19 protein-coding genes are annotated in these 26,084 nt (G+C 64.0%); 12 read left to right on the forward strand and 7 right to left on the reverse strand.

Annotated elements, in window-relative coordinates:
- Window positions 1–59 precede the first annotated feature (59 nt).
- Window positions 60–1,649 carry an ABC transporter substrate-binding protein gene (locus tag VKV57_16070; GenBank protein ID HLW61421.1) on the reverse strand — a complete coding sequence of 530 codons (1,590 nt, stop codon included), beginning with the start codon at window positions 1,647–1,649 and terminating at the stop codon, window positions 60–62.
- Between the two features lie 179 nt (window positions 1,650–1,828).
- The gene (locus VKV57_16075) at window positions 1,829–2,695 is read right to left on the reverse strand and encodes an MBL fold metallo-hydrolase (protein ID HLW61422.1); all 867 of its coding nucleotides are present in this window, start codon (window positions 2,693–2,695) and stop codon (window positions 1,829–1,831) included.
- A gap of 701 nt (window positions 2,696–3,396) precedes the next feature.
- On the opposite strand from VKV57_16075, the gene VKV57_16080 reads away from it, so the two are divergent.
- Window positions 3,397–3,588: a hypothetical protein gene (locus tag VKV57_16080; protein ID HLW61423.1), complete on the forward strand. Its 192-nt coding sequence runs from the start codon at window positions 3,397–3,399 to the stop codon at window positions 3,586–3,588.
- Between the two features lie 172 nt (window positions 3,589–3,760).
- Here VKV57_16080 and VKV57_16085 read toward each other — a convergent pair whose 3' ends face one another.
- The 4 genes from VKV57_16085 to VKV57_16100 form a co-directional block, all read right to left on the reverse strand.
- Window positions 3,761–4,993 (reverse strand): MFS transporter, encoded by a 1,233-nt coding sequence (locus VKV57_16085; protein ID HLW61424.1) that lies wholly within the window; start codon window positions 4,991–4,993, stop codon window positions 3,761–3,763.
- A 526-nt stretch (window positions 4,994–5,519) separates the two neighbouring features.
- Window positions 5,520–6,413 (reverse strand): ATP-grasp fold amidoligase family protein, encoded by an 894-nt coding sequence (locus VKV57_16090; protein HLW61425.1) that lies wholly within the window; start codon window positions 6,411–6,413, stop codon window positions 5,520–5,522.
- A gap of 279 nt (window positions 6,414–6,692) precedes the next feature.
- Window positions 6,693–7,091: a peptide-methionine (R)-S-oxide reductase MsrB gene (msrB, locus tag VKV57_16095; protein HLW61426.1), complete on the reverse strand. Its 399-nt coding sequence runs from the start codon at window positions 7,089–7,091 to the stop codon at window positions 6,693–6,695.
- 253 nt (window positions 7,092–7,344) lie between these two features.
- The gene (locus VKV57_16100; GenBank protein HLW61427.1) at window positions 7,345–7,536 is read right to left on the reverse strand and encodes a hypothetical protein; all 192 of its coding nucleotides are present in this window, start codon (window positions 7,534–7,536) and stop codon (window positions 7,345–7,347) included.
- A gap of 246 nt (window positions 7,537–7,782) precedes the next feature.
- Between VKV57_16100 and VKV57_16105 the strand changes: the two genes are divergently transcribed.
- Window positions 7,783–10,161, forward strand: coding sequence for a xanthine dehydrogenase family protein molybdopterin-binding subunit (locus VKV57_16105; protein ID HLW61428.1), 2,379 nt, complete (start codon window positions 7,783–7,785; stop codon window positions 10,159–10,161).
- A 249-nt stretch (window positions 10,162–10,410) separates the two neighbouring features.
- Window positions 10,411–11,586, forward strand: a complete 1,176-nt coding sequence (locus VKV57_16110) for an MFS transporter (protein HLW61429.1) — start codon at window positions 10,411–10,413, stop codon at window positions 11,584–11,586.
- Between the two features lie 413 nt (window positions 11,587–11,999).
- On the opposite strand, the gene VKV57_16115 is transcribed toward VKV57_16110, so the two are convergent.
- Window positions 12,000–12,950: an aldo/keto reductase gene (locus VKV57_16115; GenBank protein ID HLW61430.1), complete on the reverse strand. Its 951-nt coding sequence runs from the start codon at window positions 12,948–12,950 to the stop codon at window positions 12,000–12,002.
- A gap of 723 nt (window positions 12,951–13,673) precedes the next feature.
- Here VKV57_16115 and VKV57_16120 point away from each other — a divergent pair.
- The 9 genes from VKV57_16120 to VKV57_16160 all read left to right on the forward strand — a co-directional run bounded on the left by VKV57_16120 (window position 13,674) and on the right by VKV57_16160 (window position 26,060).
- On the forward strand, window positions 13,674–14,066 hold the full coding sequence (locus VKV57_16120; GenBank protein HLW61431.1) for a DUF2294 domain-containing protein: 393 nt from the start codon (window positions 13,674–13,676) through the stop codon (window positions 14,064–14,066).
- A gap of 1,363 nt (window positions 14,067–15,429) precedes the next feature.
- A complete protein-coding gene (locus tag VKV57_16125) occupies window positions 15,430–15,765 on the forward strand; it encodes a hypothetical protein (GenBank protein ID HLW61432.1) in 336 nt (111 codons plus the stop codon).
- A 723-nt stretch (window positions 15,766–16,488) separates the two neighbouring features.
- A complete protein-coding gene (gene kdpF, locus VKV57_16130) occupies window positions 16,489–16,572 on the forward strand; it encodes a K(+)-transporting ATPase subunit F (protein HLW61433.1) in 84 nt (27 codons plus the stop codon).
- Window positions 16,569–18,386: a potassium-transporting ATPase subunit KdpA gene (gene kdpA, locus VKV57_16135; GenBank protein ID HLW61434.1), complete on the forward strand. Its 1,818-nt coding sequence runs from the start codon at window positions 16,569–16,571 to the stop codon at window positions 18,384–18,386. The genes kdpF and kdpA overlap by 4 nt, the downstream gene beginning before the upstream one ends.
- 10 nt (window positions 18,387–18,396) lie before the next feature.
- Window positions 18,397–20,493, forward strand: coding sequence for a potassium-transporting ATPase subunit KdpB (kdpB, locus tag VKV57_16140; protein ID HLW61435.1), 2,097 nt, complete (start codon window positions 18,397–18,399; stop codon window positions 20,491–20,493).
- A gap of 74 nt (window positions 20,494–20,567) precedes the next feature.
- Window positions 20,568–21,140 carry a potassium-transporting ATPase subunit KdpC gene (gene kdpC / locus VKV57_16145; GenBank protein HLW61436.1) on the forward strand — a complete coding sequence of 191 codons (573 nt, stop codon included), beginning with the start codon at window positions 20,568–20,570 and terminating at the stop codon, window positions 21,138–21,140.
- Between the two features lie 103 nt (window positions 21,141–21,243).
- Window positions 21,244–23,925 (forward strand): sensor histidine kinase KdpD, encoded by a 2,682-nt coding sequence (locus tag VKV57_16150; GenBank protein ID HLW61437.1) that lies wholly within the window; start codon window positions 21,244–21,246, stop codon window positions 23,923–23,925.
- A 4-nt stretch (window positions 23,926–23,929) separates the two neighbouring features.
- Window positions 23,930–24,622 carry a response regulator gene (locus VKV57_16155; protein ID HLW61438.1) on the forward strand — a complete coding sequence of 231 codons (693 nt, stop codon included), beginning with the start codon at window positions 23,930–23,932 and terminating at the stop codon, window positions 24,620–24,622.
- A gap of 592 nt (window positions 24,623–25,214) precedes the next feature.
- Entirely contained in the window at window positions 25,215–26,060 is an 846-nt protein-coding gene (locus VKV57_16160; GenBank protein HLW61439.1) for a creatininase family protein, read from the forward strand.
- Window positions 26,061–26,084: the final 24 nt, after the last annotated feature.

Here is a 26,084-nt window from a genome sequence, read left to right on the forward strand (position 1 = left end):
CACCACCGCCGCGCGGCGGCGCGGTCAGCCGCATTAGCCCTGCGTCCCCGCGTGAGCCCTCAGCCAGTCCGCCAAACCGTTCGGAACCGCATCATCCCGTCCGGCTGATCCACGTACCCACCGACCTTCTTGGAAATCAGCTTGTACTCCTTTGGAAAGTACATCCACACATACGGGACATCGTCGGCTAGGATTTTCGTTGCGTCCGCGTACAGGTTGCGCCGCTGGCTCATGTCGTACAGGGCGCGCGCGTGGTCGAGGATCTCCTGCACCTGAGGGTTCGTGTATCCGGCGAAGTTGAATGCGCCGATCCCCGACTTGGTGACGAAGGGATAGATGTCGAAGTCCGGATCCGGCCGCCCGCTCCAGTCGATGAACGCCGCCTGATTCTGCATCTGCGTGAGCCGTTGGACCAGCACGCCGCCCTCGAGGACCTCGATCTTCAGCTTCAGCCCGGCCTCGCCGACCATTGACTGCACGGCTTGCAGAATCGCCAGATGCTGCTGCCCGGGTGGAGTGATCACCGTGAACTCGACGCCGTTGGGCATTCCCGCCTGCTGGAGTTTCTCTTTCGCCAGCGCCACGTTTTGCGGGGGGAGCTTCCATGACGGGTCGAAGGCGGGCGTCCCGTTGGGGAAAAACGAATACGCTGGATATGCCGCCCCCTGCAACACGGCTCCGGCGAGCGCGTTCTGGTCGATCGCCGCCAGGAACGCCTGGCGTGCCAGTTTGTTGTCGAACGGCGGCGTGTTCACGTTCAACGACAGCGCGGCCCAGGCGATCGGCCCCCGTTCGATCAGGAGGAATGGCGAGGCGGGCTGCGCAGCCTGTTGGCCCAGGGTCTTCACCTGGGGGAGGGGGACCAGGTTGATGATATCCACATCCCCGGACTTGAGGTTCGCCACCCTGGCGTTGTCGTCGGAGAACGGTCGATAGACGAGCTCATCGAGATACGGCTCGCCCTTCGCCCAGTAGTCCGGGGCGCGCCGCAGGGTGATGTGGTCCTGCAGCACGCGCTCGACGAAGGCGAACGGGCCGGTTCCCACGGGATGCAGACCGAAGTCGAGCCCTGCCTTCCGCGCCGCCGTCGGGGAGACCATCATTCCCGCGCGGTCGGTCAGGACGTAGAGCAGGGGGCTGTACGCTTGGTCCATCACCAGCTTGATCGTGTACGCATCCACCGCAACCACTTGCTTCACCGGGCGAAGTTCGCTGCGCCGGACGGACGGGAAGGTGGGTTCGAACAGCATGCGGTGAAAGTTGTACACGGCCGCCGCGGCGTTGAACGGCGTGCCGTCGTGGAACCGCACCCCCTGGCGGAGTTTGAACGTGGCCGTCTTGCCGTCCGCGCTGATCGTCCATGAGGTCGCCAGCCTTGGCACTATCGCCAGGTGCGGATCGGTATCCACCAGCTTGTCATAGAGGTTCTGATACACCTGGCGCTCCACGTACGCGCCCGACCGGTGCGGGTCGAGCGTGGGGGGATCACCGTCGAGCCCGATCCGGAGGGTGCCCCCGCGGCGGACCCCCTGCGCGGACGCCTCTTTCTCCCCCGGCATCGCCAAGCTGAAGGCGGTGGTCGCCGCCACCCCGATGCCGGCCCGCAAGAACTCGCGCCTCGTCGGCCGCCCCGTCGCCTTACGGTCCATGCCGTCCCCCTCTCCGCTGCGCTACCCCTCGGATGCCAGCGTGCCGGACATCCTCGCGCATTCCAACCAGCGGGATTTTCAGGTGTGGACCGACGTTCTCCTCCCCCCGGCACGGTCCCATCTCATCGGCCGAGGCCGGTTTGGCGCACCGGACGTATCGGACGGGCGTGCCGGGCTGATCAGGTGCGCTCCCACCGGTAGCCCCCGGCGGCGACAATGCGCCCCCACGCCGGAAAGCGCTCGTGACTGAAGACGACCGTCGCGCCGCTCGTTGCCGCTTCCGCGAGCATCCAGCTGCGCGAGGCGCGTGCGGCCGCCACGTCGCGGTTGACCGGGACCCAGTCCGGGTGGGCCACCTCGCAGGCGTGATGGAACAGGTCCCCCACGTAGTAGAAGCTCTCTCCCGCCGTGCGGATGCGGACGACGCAGTGCCCAGGGGTCTCGCCCGGGGTAGGGATCATCGCCACGCCCGGGGCCACCTCGCGTGTCTCCTCGACGACCTCGAGGAGGCCCGCGCGGTCGATCGTCCCCAGCCGGATCGCCAGGTCCGAGGCCGGATCATGCCGCGCCGGATTGTCGATCCAATCTCGACCCCCGATGAGGTGGGTCGCCCGCGGAAACCGAACCGCGTCGTGTCCATCTCGTTCCACCGTGACCCCGGCGAAGTGGTCGGCGTGGGCATGCGTAATCAACACGTGCGTCACCTCGGCGGGGTCGACGCCGAGGTGGGCCAGCCCAGCCCGCAGGCCGGCGGAGCGTTGCAGCCCCGGCCATTTGGCGGCAAATCGTTCCTGCCACGACGATTCGGGGTCGTCGCATCCGGGATCGATCACAATCGAGGCGTCCCCGAGCGCGACGTACGCGAGATTGAGGCCCAACCTGAGCGTGCCCGTGTCGGTGAGCTCAGGGATCGCACGCCGGACCTCCTCCGCTGGAGCCTGCATCTTTGGCGCCCAGACGAGCGTCCCCTCGGAAATGACCGTCGTTGTGGCATCGCCGATGCGGCGCGTGGCGACAAAGTCCGTCCCTCCATCTGCTGCTCTCACGGCATCGCCCTCTCTCATACGTGGCTGGTATTGGTTCGCGCTTCCGAGGAGGTTCCGAAATGGGCTCGCAGTCTCCTCCCGCGCTTCCGGGATGTCTCGCCCCGGGGGGAATCCCTCCCGATCGATTCTAAAGGAGGGTCGCGGTGGTAGGGGGATGTATTTCATCGCCGGTTCGTGTCATCCCCCCCGGTGGCGACGGTAGTGGAAGCGAGCAGGGGACTGTGCACCTGCGGTCGGTGAATCCCAAACGCGACGAGCCGCGGAAGGAGCCCGCGGATCCCGGAGCGCGCAGAAGCAAGCGGAGAGCGGGGTAGTTGGCTGAGGCGTGGCCGGAGGAGGCCAGCACCGGCTTGATGCGACGCTGACGGATAAACGATTGCATCGCCTGGATGATGCGCAATCGCCTTAACTCGCCGGTGCTCCCGGCAAACGCGACGCTCGTGCCCAATATATCAACGGCCTGAGCGGATTCTTAATCGGTTACTTGTCCGTTGAGTTCGCGAACCTTTCGGGCGCGTCGGCCTCACGAAAACCGTTTGCATCATCTGCTTCTCCGGCCTGGGTCGGGATGCGCGATGGTCGCGATGCGAGATGCCTGGGGTAAGATGCCCCGGCGGTGGAGTCGGCATCGCAAGGGCCCGTCGGTGGTGCCGGAGAAAGGGCCATCGCGCAGGGGCACGGATCCCAAGGAGGCAGGACACATGAGCGAGTTCGCAAAAGTGATCGTGGAGGTCGCAGGAGCTACGGGCACGATCGTCGCGGATGCAAAGCAGTTCAAGACGGGATCGCGCGGGTTTTATGGGCAGGGTAAAGTCCAGGCTCCGGATGGGCGCCGATTCCAAGTCAGCGTCAACGTCGTTGAGATTGGGAGCAAAGGCAAAGCCACCACGTGATCCGGGAGTGATGAGTGCCGAGAAAGCCTCCGCGGGTCGCTGCCAATGTGTATTGGTCATAGCCTCCCATTCCCAGTGGCTTGCCCAAAGATCGCCGCCACCCGTGCGGGGGTTGCCGGGGCGGGTTTCGCGCGCTCAGTCCAGAAAATGCCGTTGGGGCGCGATAGATCCGTTACTGTGTGGCATCCCGATCGTGCTGAACAATCGAAGCTCGGCGGAACATTGACCAGAGCGCCAGATCATACAGGATCTTGATGCCACCGGCCAAGATAAATGGGAGGCCGTTGGCCGCCGCCTGAAAAGCAATGCCTGAGATCGCCGGCGCAAGACTGGCCGCCGCCGGGCGGACCGCATTGGTGAGGCCCGCTGCGGCGACCCGTTCTTCAGGGGCGACGAGGGCCATCGTGTAGGCCTGCCTGGTTGGGACGTCCATTTGCGACAGCGCATGACGCGCCAACAGCACAGCCGCGGCCACCGGCCACGTGGGCATGAACGGTATCAGGCCCAAGAGCACATTTGACGGGAGGTGAGTAAAGACCATCGTGTTGAGGAGGCCGACACGCGCTGCCAGCGCAGCCGCTACCAGAGACGAAAGAGCCGAAAGGAGGTTGGTGCCGAAGAACAGCGGCCCGAGGACCGCCAAACCGATCCCGAACCGTTGATGAAACCAGTACGCCACAAGGCTCTGCACGATCAGTCCCCCTGCCAGCGCATCGACGCCGAAGAGCGCAGTCAGGCGAAGAACGATGCCACGGGATCGATGGAGGCCGAGCAGGTGGCGTGGACTGCGCTGTCGCTGGCCCTCAATCGATGGGGAGAGGGGCAGGTACAGCCCGGCGAGGATGAGACCTATCACGGAGAACGCCCAGACCAGTGCCCGCTGAGCCTCCAGGGCGGACCACCCCGCGCCCTGGAGCGCTGCGGGGACCACCCCGGCGACCAAAGCGCCAACGGCGACGGCCAGGTAGCCGACGAGATTGTACCACGCATAGGGCATCACGTGGCTGGGATCGATGCTTGTCTCCGACAGGGCCGCCTGCTCCAGGGATTGGAACGGCCCAATTTCCTGGGCGGTCGGGCTCAGCGTCGCCAGAGCCGCGAAGATCAGCATCAGCGGGAACCTCCCTGTCGCCAGCGCGATGCCGCCGAGCGCCATGAGGATGGAAGAAGCGATTAAGATCGTGCGCCGTCCCCACCGGTTGGCGAAGATCGATACCCCTCCGGTGACGACGGCACCACCCGCGAGCGCCACGGTGAACAGTACGCCGATTTGAATCACCGAGAAACCCAGACCGGAGAGATACAGCGCAAGGACGACTGATAAGAACCCATAGGAAAACATCCGCAGCCCCCGCGCTGCGAGGAGCAGGTAACTATCTCGCGTAAGAATATGCCGGGTCGTCATCGTGTTTGAATTTGGCCTTTGCCGGGCCCGCTGCATGGCCGCGGCGTCCGCTCCCTACGATCGGCGCGCCTTCACGACCGCACGCGGGTGGTCTCCGAAAACACCGCGTGCGGGCCCTTGAGGCCGCGCCACCGAGTGGGCTTTGCCCGCCGGCTTCCGGATGCGCCTACCGCTCTTTAAGGAATGCGTGGACACCAGCTGCGCCCGGCGCGTGGAACCTTGTCGCCAATTTCGGCTTAGTGTATGACCTCGGCGAAGCGTGACGCCCGGACCGACCGAGGGCACCGCTCTTTATAACAGTATCATACATTGCTGTCGTGTGCAACACATATTACACTTCTTGCACCTCAGCCTGGCATGTGGATGGTCGGGGTCCAACACGAGTCCTTCTGGGTTCTCGAACAACTCGTGCAGCCGTGGCGTTGTCCGGCAGAGGCGATGAGAATTTTACCGATGCCGGCCGGGACGATCGGCATCGGGGGAGGTTTGCTTTGTTCCCGTAGAGCAAGGTGTGCGGTAAATCCGATTACCGAGAATTGGACGACCCATCGGTGCGCGCTTGCGGCAGGCGCCATAATTCTCCCAAATCACGGTCAAATTCTTTTGGACGGAAGACTGTCCTTCCAGCTCCGGGAGTCGTTGTGAGTTCCCCGAAATACACCCGATCTTCCGTGTCGTAGAAATCCGCTCGGATGAAGTCGATCCCATCGCCAAGGATCTCCGCGTACTCGATAATCTCGTTTAGGTGCTTGGGTCGATCTGCTTCTCCGCAGGCGCGCGTGGAGTTGATCGCCACGTGGACCTTGTTCCAAGATCTCCCGTAGATATACGCCGCATGGTCTTCAAACCTGCCGACGGTCACACTGATGAATTCTACCCTCCCATTGAACACGTATGGTTTGTATTCGGTCGGCGCCAAACCCGTCCCATCGCTTATGAATTCCTCGACGAGGATGCGTGGTTTGATGCGCCGGTACACCCATTCGCGATCGACATCATAATAATTCTGATTCAACCAGCGATTGCACGTGTCGAGAAACTCAAGCCTGTCAAGGATTGTTTTGTCTGGCACCAGGGTGACCCACCCGGATCCGTGCGTCGGCTTTACTACGAATTTGTCGGGAAGTTCATCGAGCGGGATCTTTGAAGGATCGGTCGTCGCGAAAAGCAATCTCGGCAGGACCTGTGGGCCAATTCGTTTCTCGACGTAGTCGCGTGCGGCCAGCTTATCCGCCAATTTCGACAATATTGCCCTGCGATCAAACAACATGCGATGTAGAACTTTCTCATTGAAGGTCCTGGGGTGCCGGATGTTTGGAAGCACTCCAAAGCGTCTTTTGTGTTTCCAGATGAGGTCCAGCGCCAACGTGGCACGTTCCGGCAGAATTCCTTCAACCACCATTTTGAGTGCGTCTCTCATTGCGGTCTTTCTCCCGGGACACGCGCAGGCACCACGGCCGATCCCTGTGGGGCCAGCGTACAATAATTACGGGAAGTCCTTGTCTCCTGCGTCCGGATGGTTCGCGTCGAGAAAGGATGAACGACGACTATCGAACGATAAGAAAAGGCCCGTGGGCAATGGGCCATTCCGCCTTTTCGCATCCCTCGGGTGGCCGCGGGGTGTCCCGCGGAACACCTTAGAGCGTCATCCTCGCATTTGGGCTGACCGGCGAGTGCGGTCTTGGGGTCGGCCGGCCGGTCACTCTTTTGGCTCGAGTTTCAGGGCGGCCGAATTGATACAATACCGCAGACCAGTCGGCCGAGGGCCGTCATCGAACACATGGCCAAGGTGCGCGTCGCACTTGGCGCAGAGGACCTCGGTGCGGACCATGCCGTGGCTTCGGTCGATCTCGCTTTCGACGCGGTCATCGGCGATCGGGGTTGTGAAGCTCGGCCACCCACAGCCCGCATCGAATTTGGCATCGGACTCGAAGAGTTCCTGGCCGCAGCAGATGCAGCGGTAAACACCGGGTGTGTCCGTCTTGTCGTACTCGCCGGCGAATGGCGGCTCCGTGGCCTTCTCGCGTGTGACGGCGTACTGCTCCGGCGTCAATTGCCTGCGCCATTCGCTCTCACTCTTCTTGATTTTCTCCGGCATCACGGCCTCCTGTCCATTCAGGGCTGATTCTTCTCCCCACCTTGAGCATGTCCTCTCGCGTCCGCGGCCCGCCGACCGAACCCTTCGGGGATGAGGTCGATGATGCCTGGTGCCCCTTGGCTTTCCGGACACCTGGCCCCTGAGCCTGCGGTCCGTCATCCGACCGACGATGCCCTTGGGGGATCGATCGAACCAACGCGGCAGCATCGCGTCACTCCGTCATGGGGTCGACGGGATCCACAAAGATATTTTCTCACGCGGCGCGTGTGGTGCCGACGGCAGCGACGCCGGTCAGGATGCTCCAGATCGTCAGGAACAAGTGCAGGAACCCGCCGCCGAGCCCGGGAAACCATCGGTCGATCTCCGAGCCAAGAACTGCGGTGCGCCCTCCCGTAGCTAGCCAGGGGACGCCGCGCGGAAGATCGTCGACCGGGAAAATTGTCATGCCGGGCCGGTCTACGTTGGGCCATCGGGAGCCAACGGTCTGGGTCAAGCACGGAATTCTCAGTCACGACTGAACGAGTGGGGATGTGACCCGGCTGCTCAAGTTTGACCTCTCGTCTTCCACGAAGCCAGCGATCCCCCGTGGGCAAAAGAGCCGGTTGCCTGCGGCCATCGGTCACCGGGCCGAGGACGATGGTCCCTGTCCGGATGGGACCGTGAGCACCTGCGGCTGCGGTCCGCGCGACCGATGAGCGGCAAATACGTCGGCACCATCATCCGCCGGCGCGAGGATCCCCGGCTCGTCACGGGCCGGGGTCAGTACGTCGATGATATTTCTGTTGACAAGTGTCTTCACGCGACTATTTTCCGCAGTGCCCATGCCCACGCTCGGCTGACCGCGGTGAGGCTTGAGCGGGCGCGCGCGCACCCGTCCGTCGTGGCGTGTTTCGGGTTTGCTGATCTTTCGAGCGTACTCCGCCCCCTCCCGGCGGCCGGCCAACCGACCCCGCCACTCGAATCACGTGTGAATTTTCTAGTGCAGGTCGCGGTGCAGATGCCGCTCGCCGCGCGATTGGTCCGGTATGTGGGCGAGCCGATAGCCCTCATCGCCGCTGCGGATCGCTCCGCGGCGGAAGATGCCCTGGCGCTCATTGAGGTGGACTACGAGCCCCTGCCAGCGGTGATGGATGTTGAGCACGGACTCGATTCCGACGGGCCGTTCATCCATGAAGAATGGGGCAATAATGTTGCGGTGCGTTTTGCGCTGACCATTGGTGATCCCGACCGCGTGTGTTCGGGCGCGCCGATTCGGCTGCAGGAGCGGTTCAAAGTGCCGCGATCCGCTGGCATGCCGATCGAGCCCCGGGGCGTCCTCGCGGTTCCAGATCCGCGAGACGGGGGTATGACCGTCTGGGCGTCGACGCAGGTTCCGCATCTGCTGCAGCGGTCGCTCATTGAAAATCTCGGGCTCGCGGCTCATAGGGTGCGGGTTGTCGCCCCCGATGTCGGCGGCGGGTTCGGCACGAAGTGCTCCGTCTATCCCGAAGACGTCCTGATTCCGATCATCGCCGCTCGCCTCCACCAGCCTGTTAAATGGATCGAATCCCGCCGGGAACACTTGCAGAGCGCTACCCATTCCAGGGAGCAGCTCCACGAAGCTGAGGTCGCTGCCGCTGCGGACGGCACCGTCCTGGCGTTCCGAGACCGTTTCCTGCTCGATCAAGGAGCATACAACCCCTGGGGGATTGTCCAACCGTACAACACCATCGCCCATATGCTCGGGCCATACCGCATCAGACACGCCGCCTTTGAGGCTCGATCCATCGTTACGAACAAGGCGCCGCACGCTCCTTATCGTGGCGCTGGCCGCCCGGAGGCGGTATTTGTAATGGAGCGGATGCTCGACCTCCTCGCGCGTCGGCTCGAGATCGATCCCGCGGATCTTCGCCGTCGCAACACCATCCGCCCAGAGGAGATGCCTTACGATGTCGGGTTGCTCTACCGTGACGGGAACCCGCTCATCTACGACACTGGAGATTTCTCCGGTACGCTCGAGCGGGCCCTGGCGGAGGTCGAGTATGATGCATTTCGCCAAGCGCAGCCGGCCCAGCGCGCACGGGGGGTGTACCGAGGAATCGGGATCGCCGCATATGTCGAAGGCACCGGGATCGGCCCCTACGAGAGTGCGACCGTGCGCGTGGACTCTTCTGGCGGGGTCGTCGTGGCGACGGGGGCCTGCTCGCAGGGCCAAGGACACGAGACGACGTTTGCCCAGATCGTCGCCGATTCCCTCGGCGTCGACCCTGGTGACGTTACCGTGATCGGCGGTGACACGAGGGAGGTCAGCGCTGGGGTCGGCACCTTCGCGAGCCGCAGCCTCGTCCTGGCCGGCAATGGCATCGCTCGGGCAGCGCAAGAGGTACGGCAGAAGCTCGTGCGGGCTGCTGCGGCGCTGTTGGAAGCGTCGGAAGCCGATCTTGAGGTGGCGGACGGCAGAGTTTTCGTTCGGGGGATCCCAAGCCGTGGGCTCAGACTCGCCCAGCTCGTACAGTCCAGCCTGCCCACGTTCCAGGGTCCGCGGGTGGCCGATCCGATTTTCGCCGCATCGACTTATCAGACCGTGCCGACCGTGACATTTGCGAGCGCCGCCCATGTCGTGTTGCTTGAAGTCGATCCGGAAACGGGGTTGGTCAGGATCCTCCGGTATGTGGTTGCGCACGACTGCGGTCATGTCGTTAACCCCAAGATCGTCGACGGGCAAATTCACGGCGGGGTCGCCCAGGGGATTGGGGGCGGCCTGTGGGAGGCCATCGTCTACGACGGGGGTGGGCAGCTTCTTACGGGATCCCTGATGGACTACGCCGTTCCCAAAGCTCGCGACTTGCCGCTGATCGAGACCATTCACCTCGACCATCCATCCCCAAGAAACCCCCTTGGTGTCAAGGGCGTGGGCGAGGGCGGCGCGATTGCGCCTCCGGCCGCGCTTGCCAACGCTATTGAAGATGCGCTCGCGCCCTTCGGGATCAGGATCACGGAAGGGCCGGTGACGGCCGAACGCATCGTCGCGCTCATCTCCACGTCCCAACCCCCCACATCAGGTTCAAGACAGGCGAGCCGTTTCAAATAAGACCGGGCGGCGAGTCCGGCGATGCCCGCCTCCCCCGTCGACGAGGCCATCCTCGAATAATTGGCCCCCGCCGGGACCATCCGGGCGACCCGTGGTCCTTGTAGCCTCCTCTGAAGGTCGCTCCCCCGAGCGCCAGACGGACGTGGGGGCGGCCGAGCATTGTCCACGGGGTGAGGGCGACGAGCCCCTGGGGTCGAACCAGAGGGTGCCTTTGCGTCTTTTAGTGCCGTGGTCTGGAGGACTCGCCGCGTGCTCGCCCCACTGACCCGGCTTTCCCTGGTCACCCTTGTTTTTAACCTGGGAGGGGGCTTGATCGCCCCGGTACTCCCGCTCTACGCCCGGAGCCTGGGCGCCGACTACCGCGCTCTCGGCGCTATCGGCGCCGCCTACGGCATCGCCTACGCGTGGCTGACCATCCCGCTCGGCCGAGCTTCCGACCGTTTCGGTCGCCGCACGTTGCTCCTCGCCTCGGCGCTGGCCATGGCCGTCGCCACCGGGTGCTACCTGGCCGCCCGCGGTGTGCTCGGCCTCGTTGTGGGCAAGCTCCTCGAAGCGGCCGGCTGGGCGGCTTTCTGGCCTGCGCTCGAGGCCTCGGTCGCCGAAGAATTCGGACGGCGCGCCGGCACGGCGATGGGCATCGTCTCCGGATCGTATGCCGCCGCTTTTGTCATCGGAACGTCGGCCGCCGGGTTCGTCATGGAGTCGGCGGGTCTCCGGGCGCCCTTCATGATTTACCTCGGAACGGCTTTGGCCGCCGTCGGCCTCCTGCTCGCCGCACCGGCGTACCGAACGATAGCCGAGCCCGCCGACGTCGGGCGCTCGGGCCCGCCGACGACGGTGCCGAATCGCAAGGGCCTCGATGCTCGCCAACGGTTCCTGGCGTACGGCACGGGGTTCGTCTATGTCTTCGGTCTCGGGACCGTGCTCTCGTTCCTCCCGGCCTACGCCGCGGATCGGGGGTTCACGCCGCATGCGGTGGGGCTGCTCCTCAGCGCCTACTGGGGGGGTCGGGTGCTGGCTTCGCTCACCGCCGGGCGTCTTTCCGACCGCTGGGGGCGTCGGGCGGTCCTCGTGCCGGCGCTGATCGGCAGCGCGCTCGCCGCAACCCTTGTGGCGGCACCCTTCGGGGCGGCGTTGCTGTTCCTCGGGACCCTTGCCCTCGGCCTCATGTCAGGGGCATGCGCGCCGGTCTGCATCGCGCTCCTCGCAGACCACACAACCCCCGACGACCGGGGCAAGGCCATGGGGCAGTTCGAAAGCGCCTGCGGGGTCTCGTTCCTCCTGGCCGGTATCCTGGGCGGCCAGGCCGCCTACGCCCTGGGTCCCGAGGTGCCGTACCTTCTCGTGGCCGGGCTAGCCGGTGCCTGGGCACCGATCCTCGCGCGGCTCCTTATCCCTTATCCCATCGGTCGCGCCGGCGACTGATTCGGAGGCGGCACAATGCTCCTTGGTGTCAATTTGGCCCTGCCATCCTGCGGAACTACCGCGATGCGTATGTCGAGGTTGATCAACGTTTGAAACATCGCCTGCCTGCCGCCGCCGGCGAGGGCCGATCCATCTTGGCAAGCTCCCGTGGGGGTTTGGTCCCTCGAACCTGTCTGACGCCCGCGAACGCGAGGCTGGTAACTGGACACCACCTCGCTTCTCAGCACGAATCCCGGATTCCACGCCACCTCCCTATGGATGGCCTTCAGGATCGTCGAAGTACCCTGAGGATCCGCCCCCCCGATTTTTCCTCGGCGTCCTTGACGATCCGCGCTCCGGCTTTGCTCGCCGTCCCGATGCGCCCAGCCGTCCCTTCGGGCCCGATGGGCACGGGCGACCCGCATCCCCTCGCGCTAGGTGCTCGCCTGGTTCAGGTGTGTAATCGATGCAGCATCGAGTTCGAGCCGGACCACTGCCGTCAGTTCGTTCAACTGCTCGACACTTGTCGCGCTGACGATGGGCGCGGTCAAGCCGGGACGCGACAACAGCCACGCCAGACCGACCGCAGCGGGGGTCGAACGGTGCTTCCGCGCGACCTCATCGAGAGCGCCCAGGATCCGGAATCCCCGATCGTTATAGTACCGCCGTTTCACCCCCTGACCGCGGACGCTCTTTGAGGTATCTTCCTCCGTGCGGTATTTCCCGCTCAGAAATCCGCTTCCCAAAGAGGAGTAACTGATCACGCCCACGCCCGCGGTCTGACACAGCGGCTCGAGCGCCGCCTCGTAATTGGCCCGATCGTAGAGGTTGTACAGCGGCTGCAGACTTTCATACCTGGGGTATCCGTGCTGCTTGCTGACCTGCAGTGCCTGCGTCAGCCGCTCCGCCGTGTAGTTCGACGCCCCAATCGCTCTCACTTTGCCCTGAGCGATTAGGTGGGCATAGGCGTCTAGGGTCTCCTCCAATGGAGTCTCCTGATCGTCGACGTGGGATTGATAGAGGTCGATGTAATGAGTCTGCAGCCGCTTCAATGAGGCGTCCACGGCGCGCGCAATGTAGGTGCGGGACAACCCCTTTCCCGGCGGGCCCATGTCCGAGCCTACTTTCGTGGCAATGATGACCTTGTCCCGATTCCCGCGCTGTTTCATCCACCTGCCGAGGATGGTTTCAGACTCGCCCCCCTGATTTCCCGGAGCCCACTTCGAGTAGACGTCTGCGGTGTCGATGAAGTTCATGCCGGCTGAGATGAAAGCGTCGAGCACTTTGAAGGATGTCGGCTCGTCCGCCGTCCACCCCAAAACGTTCCCCCCGAAGCACAGCGGGGAAACTTCCAGCCCGGATTGACCCAGCTTGCGCCTCCGCATCTCCCTTTGCACGGGTCCCCTCCTTGCCACACGAAGATCCCAATCTTGGCGACCTACGTGTAAGCCTCGATTACCTCAGATGACTAGATCTTACCACCAGCTCACGAGGGTTGCGGCAGAGGCGCGCAAGCCACGTTTAACTCCGGTGGGTGTGCCCTCCGTGGATCCCTGACCGTCGTTCCGGCATGACGTAGGGCGCAGGGGTCGCCGCCGCAGGGTGCCGTGTTCGGATCCGGAAGGGAGCGACCTTTCGGAGACTTGATTTTGGGTATGGAACGACGGTCATGCCCTGCCCTCTGGAGATCGTGGATCCGGCGGTCGTGGCGGACAGCTTTTGGATGTCTTGGTGCCAAGCACGGGGCGGTTCGAACAAGCACCTGTGGAACCGAACCGGGCGAGGCTCTGCGGTTCGCTTTACTCCTGCGCAGCGATCGATCCGGATCCTCCCAGGCAAACCGCGATGAGATCAAGGTCCGAGATCCTGCGGGGCGCCGAGCGGGCCGATCACCGACGCACTTGATGCCCTCGTCCCCGATGGCAAGTGTACGCGCCCTTCCTAAGAGTCCGATTTTTGGCACGTTTTCCAGGGGGGGATTTCCGCTCGGTTATCTAGAATACTACGCTGGGCGTGATTAGACTTTTTAGGCACCTCCTTTGCTCCTGATCCGTGCGACTTCTTCGTCCTCTGACTGGTTGTTCCAGCCCTTCAAGGAGGAAGAGGCGATGGACACAACATCGGGTAGAGGGCGGCAGGTAACAGAAGAGGTCGTCCACGCCATGATTCGATATCTTAAGGAGCGGATTGGGCGTGGCCCCGAGGGATACCGAACGTATGTGATGGATGATATGATCATCCTCCGCTTGCACAACGTCTTGACCCCCGTGGAATACGCCCAAGCGCAATCTCCTGAAAGCCGGAAGGTGATCAAGGACGCGCGGACGCGATTGATTGAAGATCTCAGGCCGTCCTTGGAAGAAGTCTTCCGGCAACTGACTGAGGCGAACGTCGTCAGCATGCACTCCGATCTGAGCACAAAAACCGGCGAAAGTATCATTATCTTTGTACTCGACCGTAAGTTGAGGGATGTGTCGGGGGGATCAGGCGGCGTCGCGTGACCTTCTGTCCTGGAAGGGACACCGCTACTGGACCGGGGCGATGCGCATCAACTATGCGGCTGGTATGCGGGGCAGCCTGGTCGTTGACCCGCCTGCTGCCCCGCCTCCCAGCCACCATCTCGGGTGAGGGTATCCCTCCCGCCACCGAAGGGTGACCCAGAGACGTTGGATTATCTCCGAGCCTCCCCCTACAGTCAAGCTTCGTGTATGCCCAATTTTTTTGTTAACTAGACTCTTCGAAATTCAGATGGCTCCGTCGAAGAAAATGGCTCCACCGTTGGAAGGGACGGATTCTGTCAGACCGTCTGCGGTTTGACACTCGACTTCCAGAGAGATCACGGCGAACTTTGTGTCCCTAAGGAACACCGCCGATGGCCGTGACAGGTGCCCCCCCCTGGGGCGAGTGAATCCATCGGCGTCTCCGCTGCCCTTGGCGAACTTCCCACGATCTTTGCCCTTTCCCTCCTGAACGCGCCTGCTTAACGACAGGCAAGCCGTGTGCAACTAACGCCCGGCGAAAGTGCAGCCCGACATCCCCATTTTGTACGCAGCGTTCCACGTTATGCGTCTAAGGAAGCCCGAAAATGGGCACCATACACACATCAAAGCGAGGTTCCGAGAGCACGGCACACGAGGCTCTCGAGCCTGGGAATACGGCTGGAAGACGAGGAGGGCGGGCTGCCGACTCCAACACAGCCCAGCCGCCCACGGTGAGCCAGTCGAGGGCATTCTCACTGGGTCCGAGACTTGTGGGAGGTGACCTCGTCTTGCAGCCACGTTCTGCTGAACCTGCACATCCATCCTCGCTTTGCCCCATCGTTCGATGCGGCGCCCTCACCGCGATTCCTTGGTCCTTTCTCGCGCGGTTACTGGGTGGGGTGTCCGGTTGCGGCCTGCCCGCGGCCTCCAGAGATCGTGAGAGGTTGCGCGGCGCCACCGAGACGCCGCGCCCGTTGCGGATTCCTCGCCAGAGCCGCCTCATTGAGACTGGAACGCTACCCCGTTGGGAGCCACGGAAGGGCGGCCATGGTGCCGTTCAAGATCGGGTCCTCTCCGAGAACCCTGATGTCATTCCCCCCATTGCCCGCTTCATGCGGTTCTGTGCCCTCTTAGCCGCTGAGGATCGTGTGCGAACATTTGAGGAAACGACTATTGTCGCTGAGTTGGGAGTGGTGGAAAGATGGCCAAGTCGAGCGGGCGGCGGCGTCACCGGCAGCCCCGCGAGTCGCAGGACGATGCCAGATGACCCCGGGCGTCAAAGCCTTCACAGAAAGAGAGTTCGGATGCACTCTCATTCGTGCCAAGCCATGAGCGCCAACAACGCGAGCGAGTTGGCATTTCCAGGGTGATGGAGGTGGGAAGCGTGAAGCGGCGCCCAGCTTTGGCGTTTGTCGCCAAAATGCTCAGCGTAGTCGCGTGGTTCATCGGGGGGTTCTTCGCCTTTGCGGGCATATATGTGTGGTTCGCGGGTTCTGTTCCAGAATACGAGGGGCAAGACCCCAGGTGGGTGGGGGTTGAATTGATCGTGGCCGGTGCATTAGCATGGATTGTCGTGAAGAGTGTCGCAGAAATCCTCGAAACCCTCATCAATATTGAGCGCAACACCTGGATTCTGGCGAAAGCGGCGACTGGGGACAAAGCGTCCGTTTCCAGGATCGAGCGGCGGACCGCCACGATGGTGTCGGGAGAGGCAAGTTAGAGAAGCGGTCACCAGGTCAAGAGATTGTTCTTTCGGAAGGTGCAGAATGGTGAACAGAGACACTGATGTTTCGGTAGGAAGATCCGCGAGTCGCGCGGCCTTGACCCTTTTCATGCAAGCCAACCAGTAAAACAGAACCGCCTTTCTCAAGTTGTTGGCCGGCGAGACAGGTTGCGCTTTGTCGTCAAAGCTAGAACTTCCCCTTCTCGGGCCGGCGGTGAATTTTCGATAGGGTCCATCATCGCCGGCCGGGTCCAGCCGCGCCACTCCTTGGCACAATCGCCGGAATCACGGTATTCCCGTGCTGCCCCAAACCAATGGCGGGGGTCATTATGACGGCATAACGGATCAACCGCCTGACGATGTGTCCTCACGAGTCAACCCCCGTTCGCCTTCAGTATGTTCTCTCCGGCCCCAGGTGGATTGCCGATCGAGCAAGGCGTAGGATGCCACCAAGCGTCTCCTGCGTCGTCCTCGCGGAGTCGGCATATCCGAGTGGAGACCCTTGACCGCATCTTGAGGATGCTCGTCCAATTCTTGTGCGCTTCTTGAGGCGATGTTGGAGCATAGTGAATGGCGGATCGCTGAGATCACGCGTCAATCGCTGTGAGGGGTGGTGTTGGTGTTGATGGATGTTGCCATGATCGCGTTGACGTTCCTGTTATTTGTGTCTGCGTTGGGGCTCGTGGGTGGTCTCACACGGTTAATGGGGCGGTGAACCCGATGGTCGGAGTCGCGACCGCGCTCTCGGTTGTGCTGTTCATCTATCTCGCCGTGGCCTTGCTCAAGCCGGAGTGGTTCGTATGAGTGGGAACGGTCTCATTCGCATTGTGCTGTACCTGGTAGTGTTGTCCTTGTTGGTCAAGCCGCTGGGCGGCTACATGGCGCGTGTGCTGGAGGGCAAGCGGACCGTCTTCGATCGGGCGCTCCGCCCCTTGGAGCACCTGCTGTACCGGGTCTGCGGGGTGAATCACGCGGAGGAGATGTCCTGGCAGACGTATTCGCTGGCATTGCTGCTGTTCAGCGTTGTTGGCATGCTACTCCTGTACGGGCTGCAGCGGTTGCAGGCGGTGCTCCCGCTGAACCCGCAGGGGTTTGGCGCGGTGCCGTACGATCTATCCTTCAACACCGCGGCCTCCTTTACGACGAACACCAACTGGCAGGCCTACGGCGGTGAGAGCACGCTGAGCTACCTTTCCCAGATGGCCGGGCTGACCGTCAAGAACTTCACGTCCGCCGCGGGGGGGATAGCGGTATTGGCGGCCTTGATTCGGGGCCTGGCTCGCGGGTCGGTGAAGGCGCTCGGCAACTTCTGGGTCGATCTCGTCCGGTGCAGCCTGTACATCCTCCTGCCGCTCTCGATTGTGCTGGCGTTGGTGCTGGTGTCGCAGGGCGTCGTGCAAACGCTGTCGCCGTACAGGACGGCGACGCTGGTGGAGCCGACCTCATACGAGCAGCCGATCACTGATGCCGCAGGCAAGCCCGTGCTGGACGCGAAGGGCCAGCCCACGACCAAGACGGTCAAAGTGAGCGAACAGTTGATCGCGGTGGGCCCCGCGGCCTCGCAGATTGCCATCAAGCAACTTGGCACGAACGGCGGCGGGTTCTTCAACACAAACTCGGCAACGCCGTTCGAAAACCCGACGCCTCTTTCGAACTTTCTGGAGATGCTGGCAATCACCCTGATCGCCGCGGCGCTGACGTACACGTTTGGCGTCATGATCGGCGACACCCGGCAGGGGTGGGCGTTGTTCGCGGCGATGATGCTGATCTTCATCCCGCTCCTCGGGGTGGCCGAAGGGTTCGAGCTCGGCGGGAACCCGCTCTTCAGGGCGGCCGGCGTGGATCAAGCCTCGAGTGCGCTGCAGCCCGGTGGAAACATGGAAGGCAAGGAGGTGCGCTTCGGCATCGTCGACTCGGCGTTGTGGGCCACCGCCACCACCGCCACATCCAACGGCTCGGTCAACGCGATGCACGATTCGTTCACACCGATCGCGGGGATGGTGCCGCTTGTCATGATGCACCTCGGCGAGGTGGTCTTCGGCGGCGTCGGCTCGGGGCTGTACGGGATGCTGGTCCTGGCGATCCTCGCGGCTTTCGTTGCCGGGTTGATGGTGGGACGGACCCCCGAGTATCTCGGCAAGAAGATCGAAGCCTTCGAGATGAAGATGGCGACAGTGATCGTGCTCATCATGCCGGCCGTGGTTCTGGTGCTCACGGCGCTCGGTGTCGCCACCGCCGCGGGACGGGCGGGGATCTCGAACCCGGGGCCGCACGGGTTCAGCCAGGTGCTCTACGCGTTCACGTCGATGGGGAACAACAACGGCAGCGCGTTTGCCGGATTGAACGCGAACACGCCATTTTACAATCTCGTCGGCGGCGTCGTGATGCTCATTACCCGTTTCTGGATCATCATCCCGACGCTGGCGATCGCCGGCTCGATGGGGGCGAAGAAGAAGATCCCGGTAAGCCCGGGCACCCTGCCGACGCACACCGGACAGTTTGTCTTGTGGCTGGTGGCGGTGACCATCATTATCGGTGCCCTGAGCTTTCTGCCAGCGCTGGCGCTCGGTCCGATCGTCGAGCACCTCCTGCTGCAGGCGGGCACGGTCTTCAAGTGAGGAGAGGGAGATGAGTGCACAAATGCAGCACGGGACACTACAGCCGGTCCAGACCGCCATGATCTGGCGGATCGCGGTCCGGGATGCGTTCCTGCGGCTGGATCCGCGCCAGCAGGTCCGAAACCCGGTCATGTTCGTCGTGGAAATCGGGGCGACCCTGACCGCGGTCCTATTCGTCCAGGCGTTGGGGGGACGGGGTGAAGCGCCCGCGCCCTTCATCGGCAGTGTCTCGGCGTGGTTGTGGTTCACGGTGGTCTTCGCGAACTTCGCGGAGGCCTTGGCCGAAGGACGGGGGAAGGCGCAGGCCGAGGCGCTTCGCCGGGCGCGCCGCGAAACGCCGGCGAGGCGCCTGCAGCGGCCCGAGCGCGGCGCCAAGGCCGAGATGGTTTCGTCGACCGGACTGCGGAAAGGCGATGTCGTGCTTGTGGAAACAGGGGAGATGATCCCGGCCGACGGCGAGGTCGTCGTGGGGATCGCGTCCGTGGACGAGAGCGCGGTGACCGGCGAGAGCGCCCCGGTGATCCGAGAATCCGGCGGCGACCGGAGCGCGGTTACGGGAAGCACGCGTGTCCTGTCCGACTGGTTGATCGTGCGCGTGACCGCGGATCCCGGCGAGGGGTTCATCGATCGCATGATCCGGCTGATCGAAGGGGCCCGGCGCCAAAAAACGCCCAACGAGATCGCCCTCAACATCCTGCTGGCGGGATTTACGATTCTGTTCTTGATCGTCTGCGCGACGCTGCTGCCGTACTCGGTGTTCAGCGTCGGGGTGGCCGGGCGAGGGACCCCCGTGACGATCACGGTGCTCGTGGCGCTCCTCGTCTGTCTCATCCCCACCACGATCGGGGGCCTGCTGAGCGCGATCGGCATCGCTGGGATGGACCGCATGATCAAACGCAACGTGATCGCGCTCTCCGGACGCGCGGTCGAGGCGGCGGGGGACGTGGACGTCCTGCTGCTGGACAAGACCGGCACGATCACGCTCGGCAACCGGCAGGCGGTGGAGTTCATTCCCGTCACCAACACGGACAACCGCCAGCTGGCCGAGATCTCGCAGCTCGCCTCGCTCGCCGACGAGACCCCGGAGGGCCGCAGCATCGTCGTCCTGGCGAAGGACAAGTACGGCCTGCGGGGACGTCCGGTGGGCACCGGGCCCGAGGCGCCGCAGGGCGCCAAGTTCGTGCCGTTCAGTGCGCAAACGCGGATGAGCGGGGTTGACTTCGACGGCCTGGTCATTCGCAAAGGGGCCGCCGACGCCATCGTGACGCACGTCCGTGCCCTGGGGGGGAGTGTTCCGGCCGAGCTCACCACCGTGGTCGACCGCATCGCCCGATCCGGTGGGACGCCCCTCGTGGTTTCGCGAAACAGCGAGATTCTGGGGGTCATTTACCTCAAAGACATCGTGAAGGGCGGGATCAAGGAGCGATTCCTCCAGCTGCGGAAGATGGGCATCCGCACCGTGATGATCACGGGCGACAACCCGCTGACGGCCGCGGCGATTGCGGCCGAAGCGGGCGTGGACGACTTCCTGGCGCAGGCCAAGCCGGAGGACAAGCTGCAGTTGATCCGTGAGCAGCAGGCCGGTGGGCGGCTTGTGGCCATGACGGGCGACGGGACGAACGACGCCCCGGCGCTGGCGCAGGCCGACGTGGCCGTGGCGATGAACACCGGCACGCAGCCCGCCCGCGAGGCCGCGAACATGGTTGATCTCGAGAGCAACCCGACCAAGCTCATCGAGATCGTCGAGATCGGCAAGCAGCTCCTGATGACCCGCGGCGCCCTCACGACGTTCAGCATCGCCAATGACGTCGCCAAGTACTTCGCGATCATCCCTGCGGCGTTTGCCTCGACGTATCCCGTGCTGGGAGCCCTCAACTTCATGCGCCTGGCGACGCCGCAGAGCGCGATCTCATCGGCGGTAATTTTCAATGCGCTGATCATCATTGCCCTGATCCCTCTCTCGCTGCGGGGCGTGAAGTATCGGCCCGCGGGGGCGGCGCGCATCCTGCGCGACAACCTGCTCGTGTACGGCGTCGGAGGGGTGATCGCCCCGTTCATCGGGATCAAGCTGATCGACGTCATTCTGATCGGGTTGGGCTTGCGGTAGGGCGTGGAGATGGAAGTAGGCGTGCTGACGGCGCGTCGCCCGTGGGCGGGCACCTGACGAGGAGTGTGAAGGGGATGCGTAGGCAGCTGTACCCGGCGATCATGATGACGTTGGCACTGACTGTCTTGTTGGGCCTGGTTTATCCGCTCGTCATCACCGGGCTGGCGCAGGTACTGTTTCCCCGGCAGGCCAACGGCAGCCTCATTGTCGAGCACGGCCGCACTGTCGGTTCGACGCTGATCGGCCAGCCCTTTGCCGACCCGAAGTACTTCTGGGGCCGGCCGTCGGCGACGTCCCCGCAAGCGTACAACGCCAGCGCGTCGAGCGGCTCGAATCTGGCGCCGACCAATCAGGCGCTCCTCGATGCGGTGAAGCAGCGCGTGGCGGACCTGCGGGCGGCCGATCCGGGAAACACCGCGCCGGTCCCGGTCGACCTGGTCACGGCGTCGGGCAGCGGGCTGGATCCGCACATCACTCCCGCCGCGGCCCTCTATCAAGTGGCCCGCGTCGCGAGGGTGCGCAAGTTGCCGGTGGACGCGGTGCGGGAGCTCGTGCAGCGGCATACTGAGGGTCGCCTGTTCGGCGTGCTCGGCGAACCGCGCGTAAACGTGCTTGCATTGAATCGAGACCTCGATCGCACCCCCTGAGTGGGGCGAGTGGGGAGGGGTTCCAGCAACCCGCACAGGTTCGCGCGCCCGTGCTACAGTAAGTGATAATCAGAACCAAGCGAGGTGGTGATCCCCCAGCCGGATGGACGTCGAATCTGATCGACCGCGCCCCGAGGCGCTTCTCGAAGCGGCGACGGCCGAGGAGCGGCGGAAGCGGAGGGGGAAACTAAGGATCTTCCTCGGCGCCGCCGCGGGCGTGGGGAAGACGTATGCCATGCTCGAGGCCGCTCAGGAGCAGCAGGCTCAAGGGCGGGCTGTGTTCATCGCCTACGTCGAAACCCATGGCCGGCAGGAGACCGAGGCTCTACTCACGGGACTGCCGCTGATCCCGCGGCGGCGAGTGGAGTACCGCGGGGTCACCATTGAGGAGTTGGATCTCGACCTCGCCCTCAACCAACACCCCCAGTTGGCCCTGGTCGATGAGCTCGCGCACACGAACGCGCCAGGGTCCCGGCATACCAAACGTTGCCAGGACGTTGACGAACTCCTCGCGGCGGGGATCGACGTCTACACCACCCTCAACATTCAGCACGTCCAAAGCCTCAACGATATCGTGGCGCAGATCACCGGCGTGACCGTGCAGGAGACCGTGCCGGACCGAGTCTTGGAAGAGGCCGACGAGATCGAGCTCGTAGACCTCTCGCCGGACGAACTCATCGTGCGTCTCCACGAGGGGAAGGTGTACCTGCCCGAGCAGGCGAGCCGGGCGATCGAGAAGTTCTTCCGGCCGGGCAACCTCAACGCCCTTCGGGAAATCGCGCTGCGCTACGTCGCCGGTCGCGTAGATCACCAGATGCGGACTTATATGGGTGCGCACGCGATCCCGGGACCGTGGCCGGCGGGGGAGCGGGTCCTGGTCTGCCTCGATCCCAGCCCGGTTGGGGAGCGGCTGGTGAGGACCGGCCGGCGTCTGGCCACCGGGTTGGACGCCGAGTGGATCGCTGTGCATGTGGAAACCGGCGAGGATAGTCGGTACACCGACGACGAGCGGGACCGGCTGGCCCGCCTGCTCCGGTTGGCGGAAGAGTTGGGCGCGGTCGTGGTCACGCTGCCCGGCACGGGCGTCGCCGAAGAGGTGATCCGGTACGCGCGCACCCACAACATCACCAAGATTATTGTCGGTGCGTCGCGCCGGCCGTGGTGGGCAGAGCTGGTGCGGGGAGCCGTCGTGGACCGCATCATCCGGGCCAGCGGCGCCGCCGACGTGTACGTGATCCGAGGCCCGGCGGAGCGGCTCCGGCACTTCCGCGCCGAGCGGCGCGTCCAGTCGCACCCGCGCGCGCACTACTTGTACAGCGCCGGCATCATCGGGCTGGTCACCGCGGGCAGCGCGCTGATCCAGACACGCCTCGACCCAACGAACCTGACGATGCCGTACCTGCTCGCCGTGGTGATCATCGCCTTGGAGTGGGGACGGGGCCCGGCGATCCTCGGCGCAGCGCTCGGCGTTGTGTCGTTCGATTTCTTCTTTGTCCCACCGTACTTCTCGTTCGCGGTGTCCGACACACAATATCTCCTGACCTTTGCCGGGCTCCTGGTGGTGGGCGTCGTCATCAGCTCGCTCGCCGGTCGGGCTCGGGAGCAGGCGCAGGCCGCCCGGCGGCGGGAAGCGTACACGGCCGCGCTCTTCGCCTTGAGCGGAGACCTGGCGGCGACAAGCGGCGTCGAGGCGATCGCCGCGGCGGTCGCCAGGCACATGGCGGCCACCTTCAGCCGAGAAGTCGCGGTGTTGCTGGTGGTGGAGGGACGGCTGCGGCCGATCTATCAGGCACCCGGCTTTCCTCTGGACCAGAACGAGCTCGCCGTTGCCACATGGGTGTACGAACACGGCGAAGCCGCAGGCTATGGGACCGATACGCTGCCGGCCGCGTCGGCCCGCTATCTTCCTTTGAAAACCGCGCAGGCCGTGCTCGGGGTGCTGGGCGTGCGCCCCCCGACGATCACGGAACCCTTGACTCCCGAGCAGCGCCAGCTCTCGGAGGCCTTCGCCAATCAAGCGGCCCTGGCCATCGAGCGCACCCAGCTCGCCGATGTGGCAAAACGCGTTGAGGTGATGCGCGAGACGGAGCGGCTGCAAGCGGCGCTGCTCGACTCGATCTCGCACGATCTGCGCACCCCCTTGGCCTCGATCACCGGGGCCCTGAGCAGCCTGACCGACCCAGGGACGGTTCTGGACGATGCTCAACGGTGCGAGCTGCTCGAGACCGCGAGGGAGCAGGCTACGCAGATGAACCAGTTGGTGGGCAACCTCTTGGAGATGACCCGGCTGGAAGCCGGAGCACTCAAGCTGCGCCTCGCCCCGACCGACATCCAAGAACTGATCGGCACGGTCGTGGGTCAGTTCGGGGACGCCCTCCGTGGGCGCGAGGTCACGATTGAGACGGCCCCGGACCTCCCCGCCGTGCCCATGGACTTCGCGCTCGTCACCCGGGCGCTGGCCAACATCCTGGACAACGCGTTGAAGTACTCGCCGGCGGGGTCGCCGATCGAGATCCGCGCCCGCATGGCTGGATCCGAGCTTCGGCTTCAGATCGCCGATCGAGGACCCGGTATCCCCCCAGGAGAGATGGAGCGAATCTTCGACAAGTTCTACCGGATCCGTCGGCCCGGGGACGCAGGCGGGGTTGGCCTGGGTCTCTCGATCTGCCGGGGGATCGCGGAGTTGCACGGTGGGCGTATTTGGGCGGAGCATCGGGAAGGGGGCGGGACCTCCGTGACGTTTGCCGCGCCAACGGCACTGGCCGCCGCTCCGGCTGCGCGCTAGCACGATGTCCGAATCGGGGCTGCGGGTGCTGGTCGTCGACGATGAGCAGGCGATCCGTCGGTTCCTCCGCGTATCCCTCACCGCGCACGGCCACAACGTTTTCGAGGCAGAAAACGGGGAGGCGGCGCTGGCAGCGGCGGCGGCGAACCGCCCCGACGTGATCATCCTCGATCTCGGCCTCCCGGACATAGACGGGGTCGCGGTCGCGAAACGGCTCCGGGAGTGGACCCGGACACCGATCATCGTCCTCTCGGTCCGTGATCAGGAAGACGCAAAGGTCGATGCGCTCGATGCCGGAGCCGACGATTACTTGACCAAGCCGTTTGGGGTCGGTGAGCTCATGGCCCGGATTCGGGTCGCGATACGGCACGCCACGCGGCCGGCCCAGGAGCCGGTTTTCACCGCGGGTGATCTTGTGGTTGACCTGACCCGGCGGCAAGTCACCGTCGGCGGACGCGAGGTGACCCTCACACCAACCGAGTACGACCTCCTGAAAGCGCTGATCACACAGGCCGGGAAGGTGGTGACTCACCGTCAATTACTGCACCAGGTCTGGGGAGCCGGTTATGAGCAAGGCGCCCATCTCCTTCAAGTGAACGTCAGCAACCTCCGCCGGAAGCTTGAGCCGGACCCGGCGCGACCTCGATTCATCCAAACCGAGCCGGGGGTTGGTTACCGACTGAGAGAGGGCGCCTGATCGAGGCGCAAACGGGCCCCGAGGATCCGGGGATGGGTGTCGCCGGGCGACGGACGCCCTAGGGGTTTTTGGGGGGGAATGTGTCACCGTATCGGAAAATCACCCTTCGAGATATGACAGCCTGGGGGACAATGAGCTCAATGGACGTCGTGGTGCGTCCGAATGTCAGGCGCGATGCCGGGACACCGGAACTCGTTCCTCTCGGAGGTCGATATGAGCGACGGGTTTCCCAGAGCACCTGCGCTGATGCAGAGCGGTTTAATTTCCTCGAAGTCGAGTGGGACGCTATCTACCGTTCTCCCCGACTCGATGGATCCTGGGGAGAAGGGCCCGGTTGGTGAGGTCGGATTGGGTTCGGTCTCGGTTCGGAATTGAAGCAGGGATAAGACTTACCGGGCTCCGGCTGAACCGGGCAAGTTCTCATCGTTTCTGTAACGCCCGGCGCACCAGGGTATCATGGAGCCTCGATCCAAAGCGGTTTGAGCGCAGGATTTCAACGCATCCGCGCGGAATGCCAGCGATCTAATGCGTGCACAGATTACTCAACAGGGAGCGAAAGTGCGGCTGATCTCAGACGAACGAAGCGGTGTCAATGGCGCCTGATGGCGTCGAGGTGCGAAGTGCCGCTCAGTGGCGCGGGCGACCTCAGGTACCGTACGGCTTGTACCTTGAGGAGCTGACCTGGGAAGAAGCCGAGCCAATCCTGGGGGCCGATCCGCTCGTGGTGATTCCCGTGGGTGCCGCAGCCAAGGAACACGGCCCCCATCTTCCCCTCGGCACCGATCGGATCATCGCGGAGTACTGTACGCGGCAGTTGGTAACGCGGCTCCCCGTCCTCGCGATGCCCACCGTGACGTACGGATACTTCCCACACTTCTCGCCTTTTCCCGGGAGTACACACCTCGAGGCTGATACGTTCGAGGCGATGATGAAAGAGCTGATCCTCTCCGTCCACCGGCACGGCCCGCGCCGCTTTTTTGTGCTCAACACGGGGGTATCGACATATCCCGTGCTGGAGATCGTCGCACGCGATTTGGATCGGTTCCACCGCATTGTCGTGGGCGTGACGCGCATCGGGGATCTTGGCGCTCACCGCACCTCGGGTCTGCTCAGCCAGCCCAAGGGCAGTCACGCCGACGAGCATGAGACCTCGCTGCTGATGGCGATTGCTCCGGCGGTGGTGCGGCGCGACAGGGCGCCGCGAGAGATTCCCGATCGGCCGGATGCCCGGGGACTGTTTGTGCCGCCAATGTACCACCGGGATCTTGGGCCGGGGCACTCCGCGACAGGCGTTTATGGAGATGCAACGCTTGCGACCTCGGTGAAGGGGGTGGCGATCGCCGAGGCGATTGTCGACGATCTCGTCACCGCTGCGGAACTGTTGCGAACGGTCCAGGTCGCGCCCGCGCGACCAGGCATTCCATATAGAGGGTCATGACTCCGGCAACCAAGGGACGTTGCT

It is taken from the genome of bacterium (assembly GCA_035307765.1).
GTDB lineage: Bacteria > Sysuimicrobiota > Sysuimicrobiia > Sysuimicrobiales > Segetimicrobiaceae > Segetimicrobium.

Coding starts and splice junctions, on each gene's coding strand:
- VKV57_16115 (HLW61430.1), bottom strand. CDS start 12,950: ATGCGGAGGCGCAAGCTGGGTCAATCCGGGCTGGAAGTTTCCCCGCTG.
- kdpF (HLW61433.1), top strand. CDS start 16,489: ATGGTCGGAGTCGCGACCGCGCTCTCGGTTGTGCTGTTCATCTATCTC.
- kdpB (HLW61435.1), top strand. CDS start 18,397: ATGAGTGCACAAATGCAGCACGGGACACTACAGCCGGTCCAGACCGCC.
- VKV57_16070 (HLW61421.1), bottom strand. CDS start 1,649: ATGGACCGTAAGGCGACGGGGCGGCCGACGAGGCGCGAGTTCTTGCGG.
- VKV57_16100 (HLW61427.1), bottom strand. CDS start 7,536: ATGACAATTTTCCCGGTCGACGATCTTCCGCGCGGCGTCCCCTGGCTA.
- VKV57_16080 (HLW61423.1), top strand. CDS start 3,397: ATGAGCGAGTTCGCAAAAGTGATCGTGGAGGTCGCAGGAGCTACGGGC.
- VKV57_16120 (HLW61431.1), top strand. CDS start 13,674: ATGGACACAACATCGGGTAGAGGGCGGCAGGTAACAGAAGAGGTCGTC.
- VKV57_16105 (HLW61428.1), top strand. CDS start 7,783: ATGAGCGGCAAATACGTCGGCACCATCATCCGCCGGCGCGAGGATCCC.
- kdpA (HLW61434.1), top strand. CDS start 16,569: ATGAGTGGGAACGGTCTCATTCGCATTGTGCTGTACCTGGTAGTGTTG.
- VKV57_16160 (HLW61439.1), top strand. CDS start 25,215: ATGGCGCCTGATGGCGTCGAGGTGCGAAGTGCCGCTCAGTGGCGCGGG.
- VKV57_16155 (HLW61438.1), top strand. CDS start 23,930: ATGTCCGAATCGGGGCTGCGGGTGCTGGTCGTCGACGATGAGCAGGCG.
- VKV57_16150 (HLW61437.1), top strand. CDS start 21,244: ATGGACGTCGAATCTGATCGACCGCGCCCCGAGGCGCTTCTCGAAGCG.
- msrB (HLW61426.1), bottom strand. CDS start 7,091: ATGCCGGAGAAAATCAAGAAGAGTGAGAGCGAATGGCGCAGGCAATTG.
- VKV57_16085 (HLW61424.1), bottom strand. CDS start 4,993: ATGACGACCCGGCATATTCTTACGCGAGATAGTTACCTGCTCCTCGCA.
- VKV57_16090 (HLW61425.1), bottom strand. CDS start 6,413: ATGAGAGACGCACTCAAAATGGTGGTTGAAGGAATTCTGCCGGAACGT.
- kdpC (HLW61436.1), top strand. CDS start 20,568: ATGCGTAGGCAGCTGTACCCGGCGATCATGATGACGTTGGCACTGACT.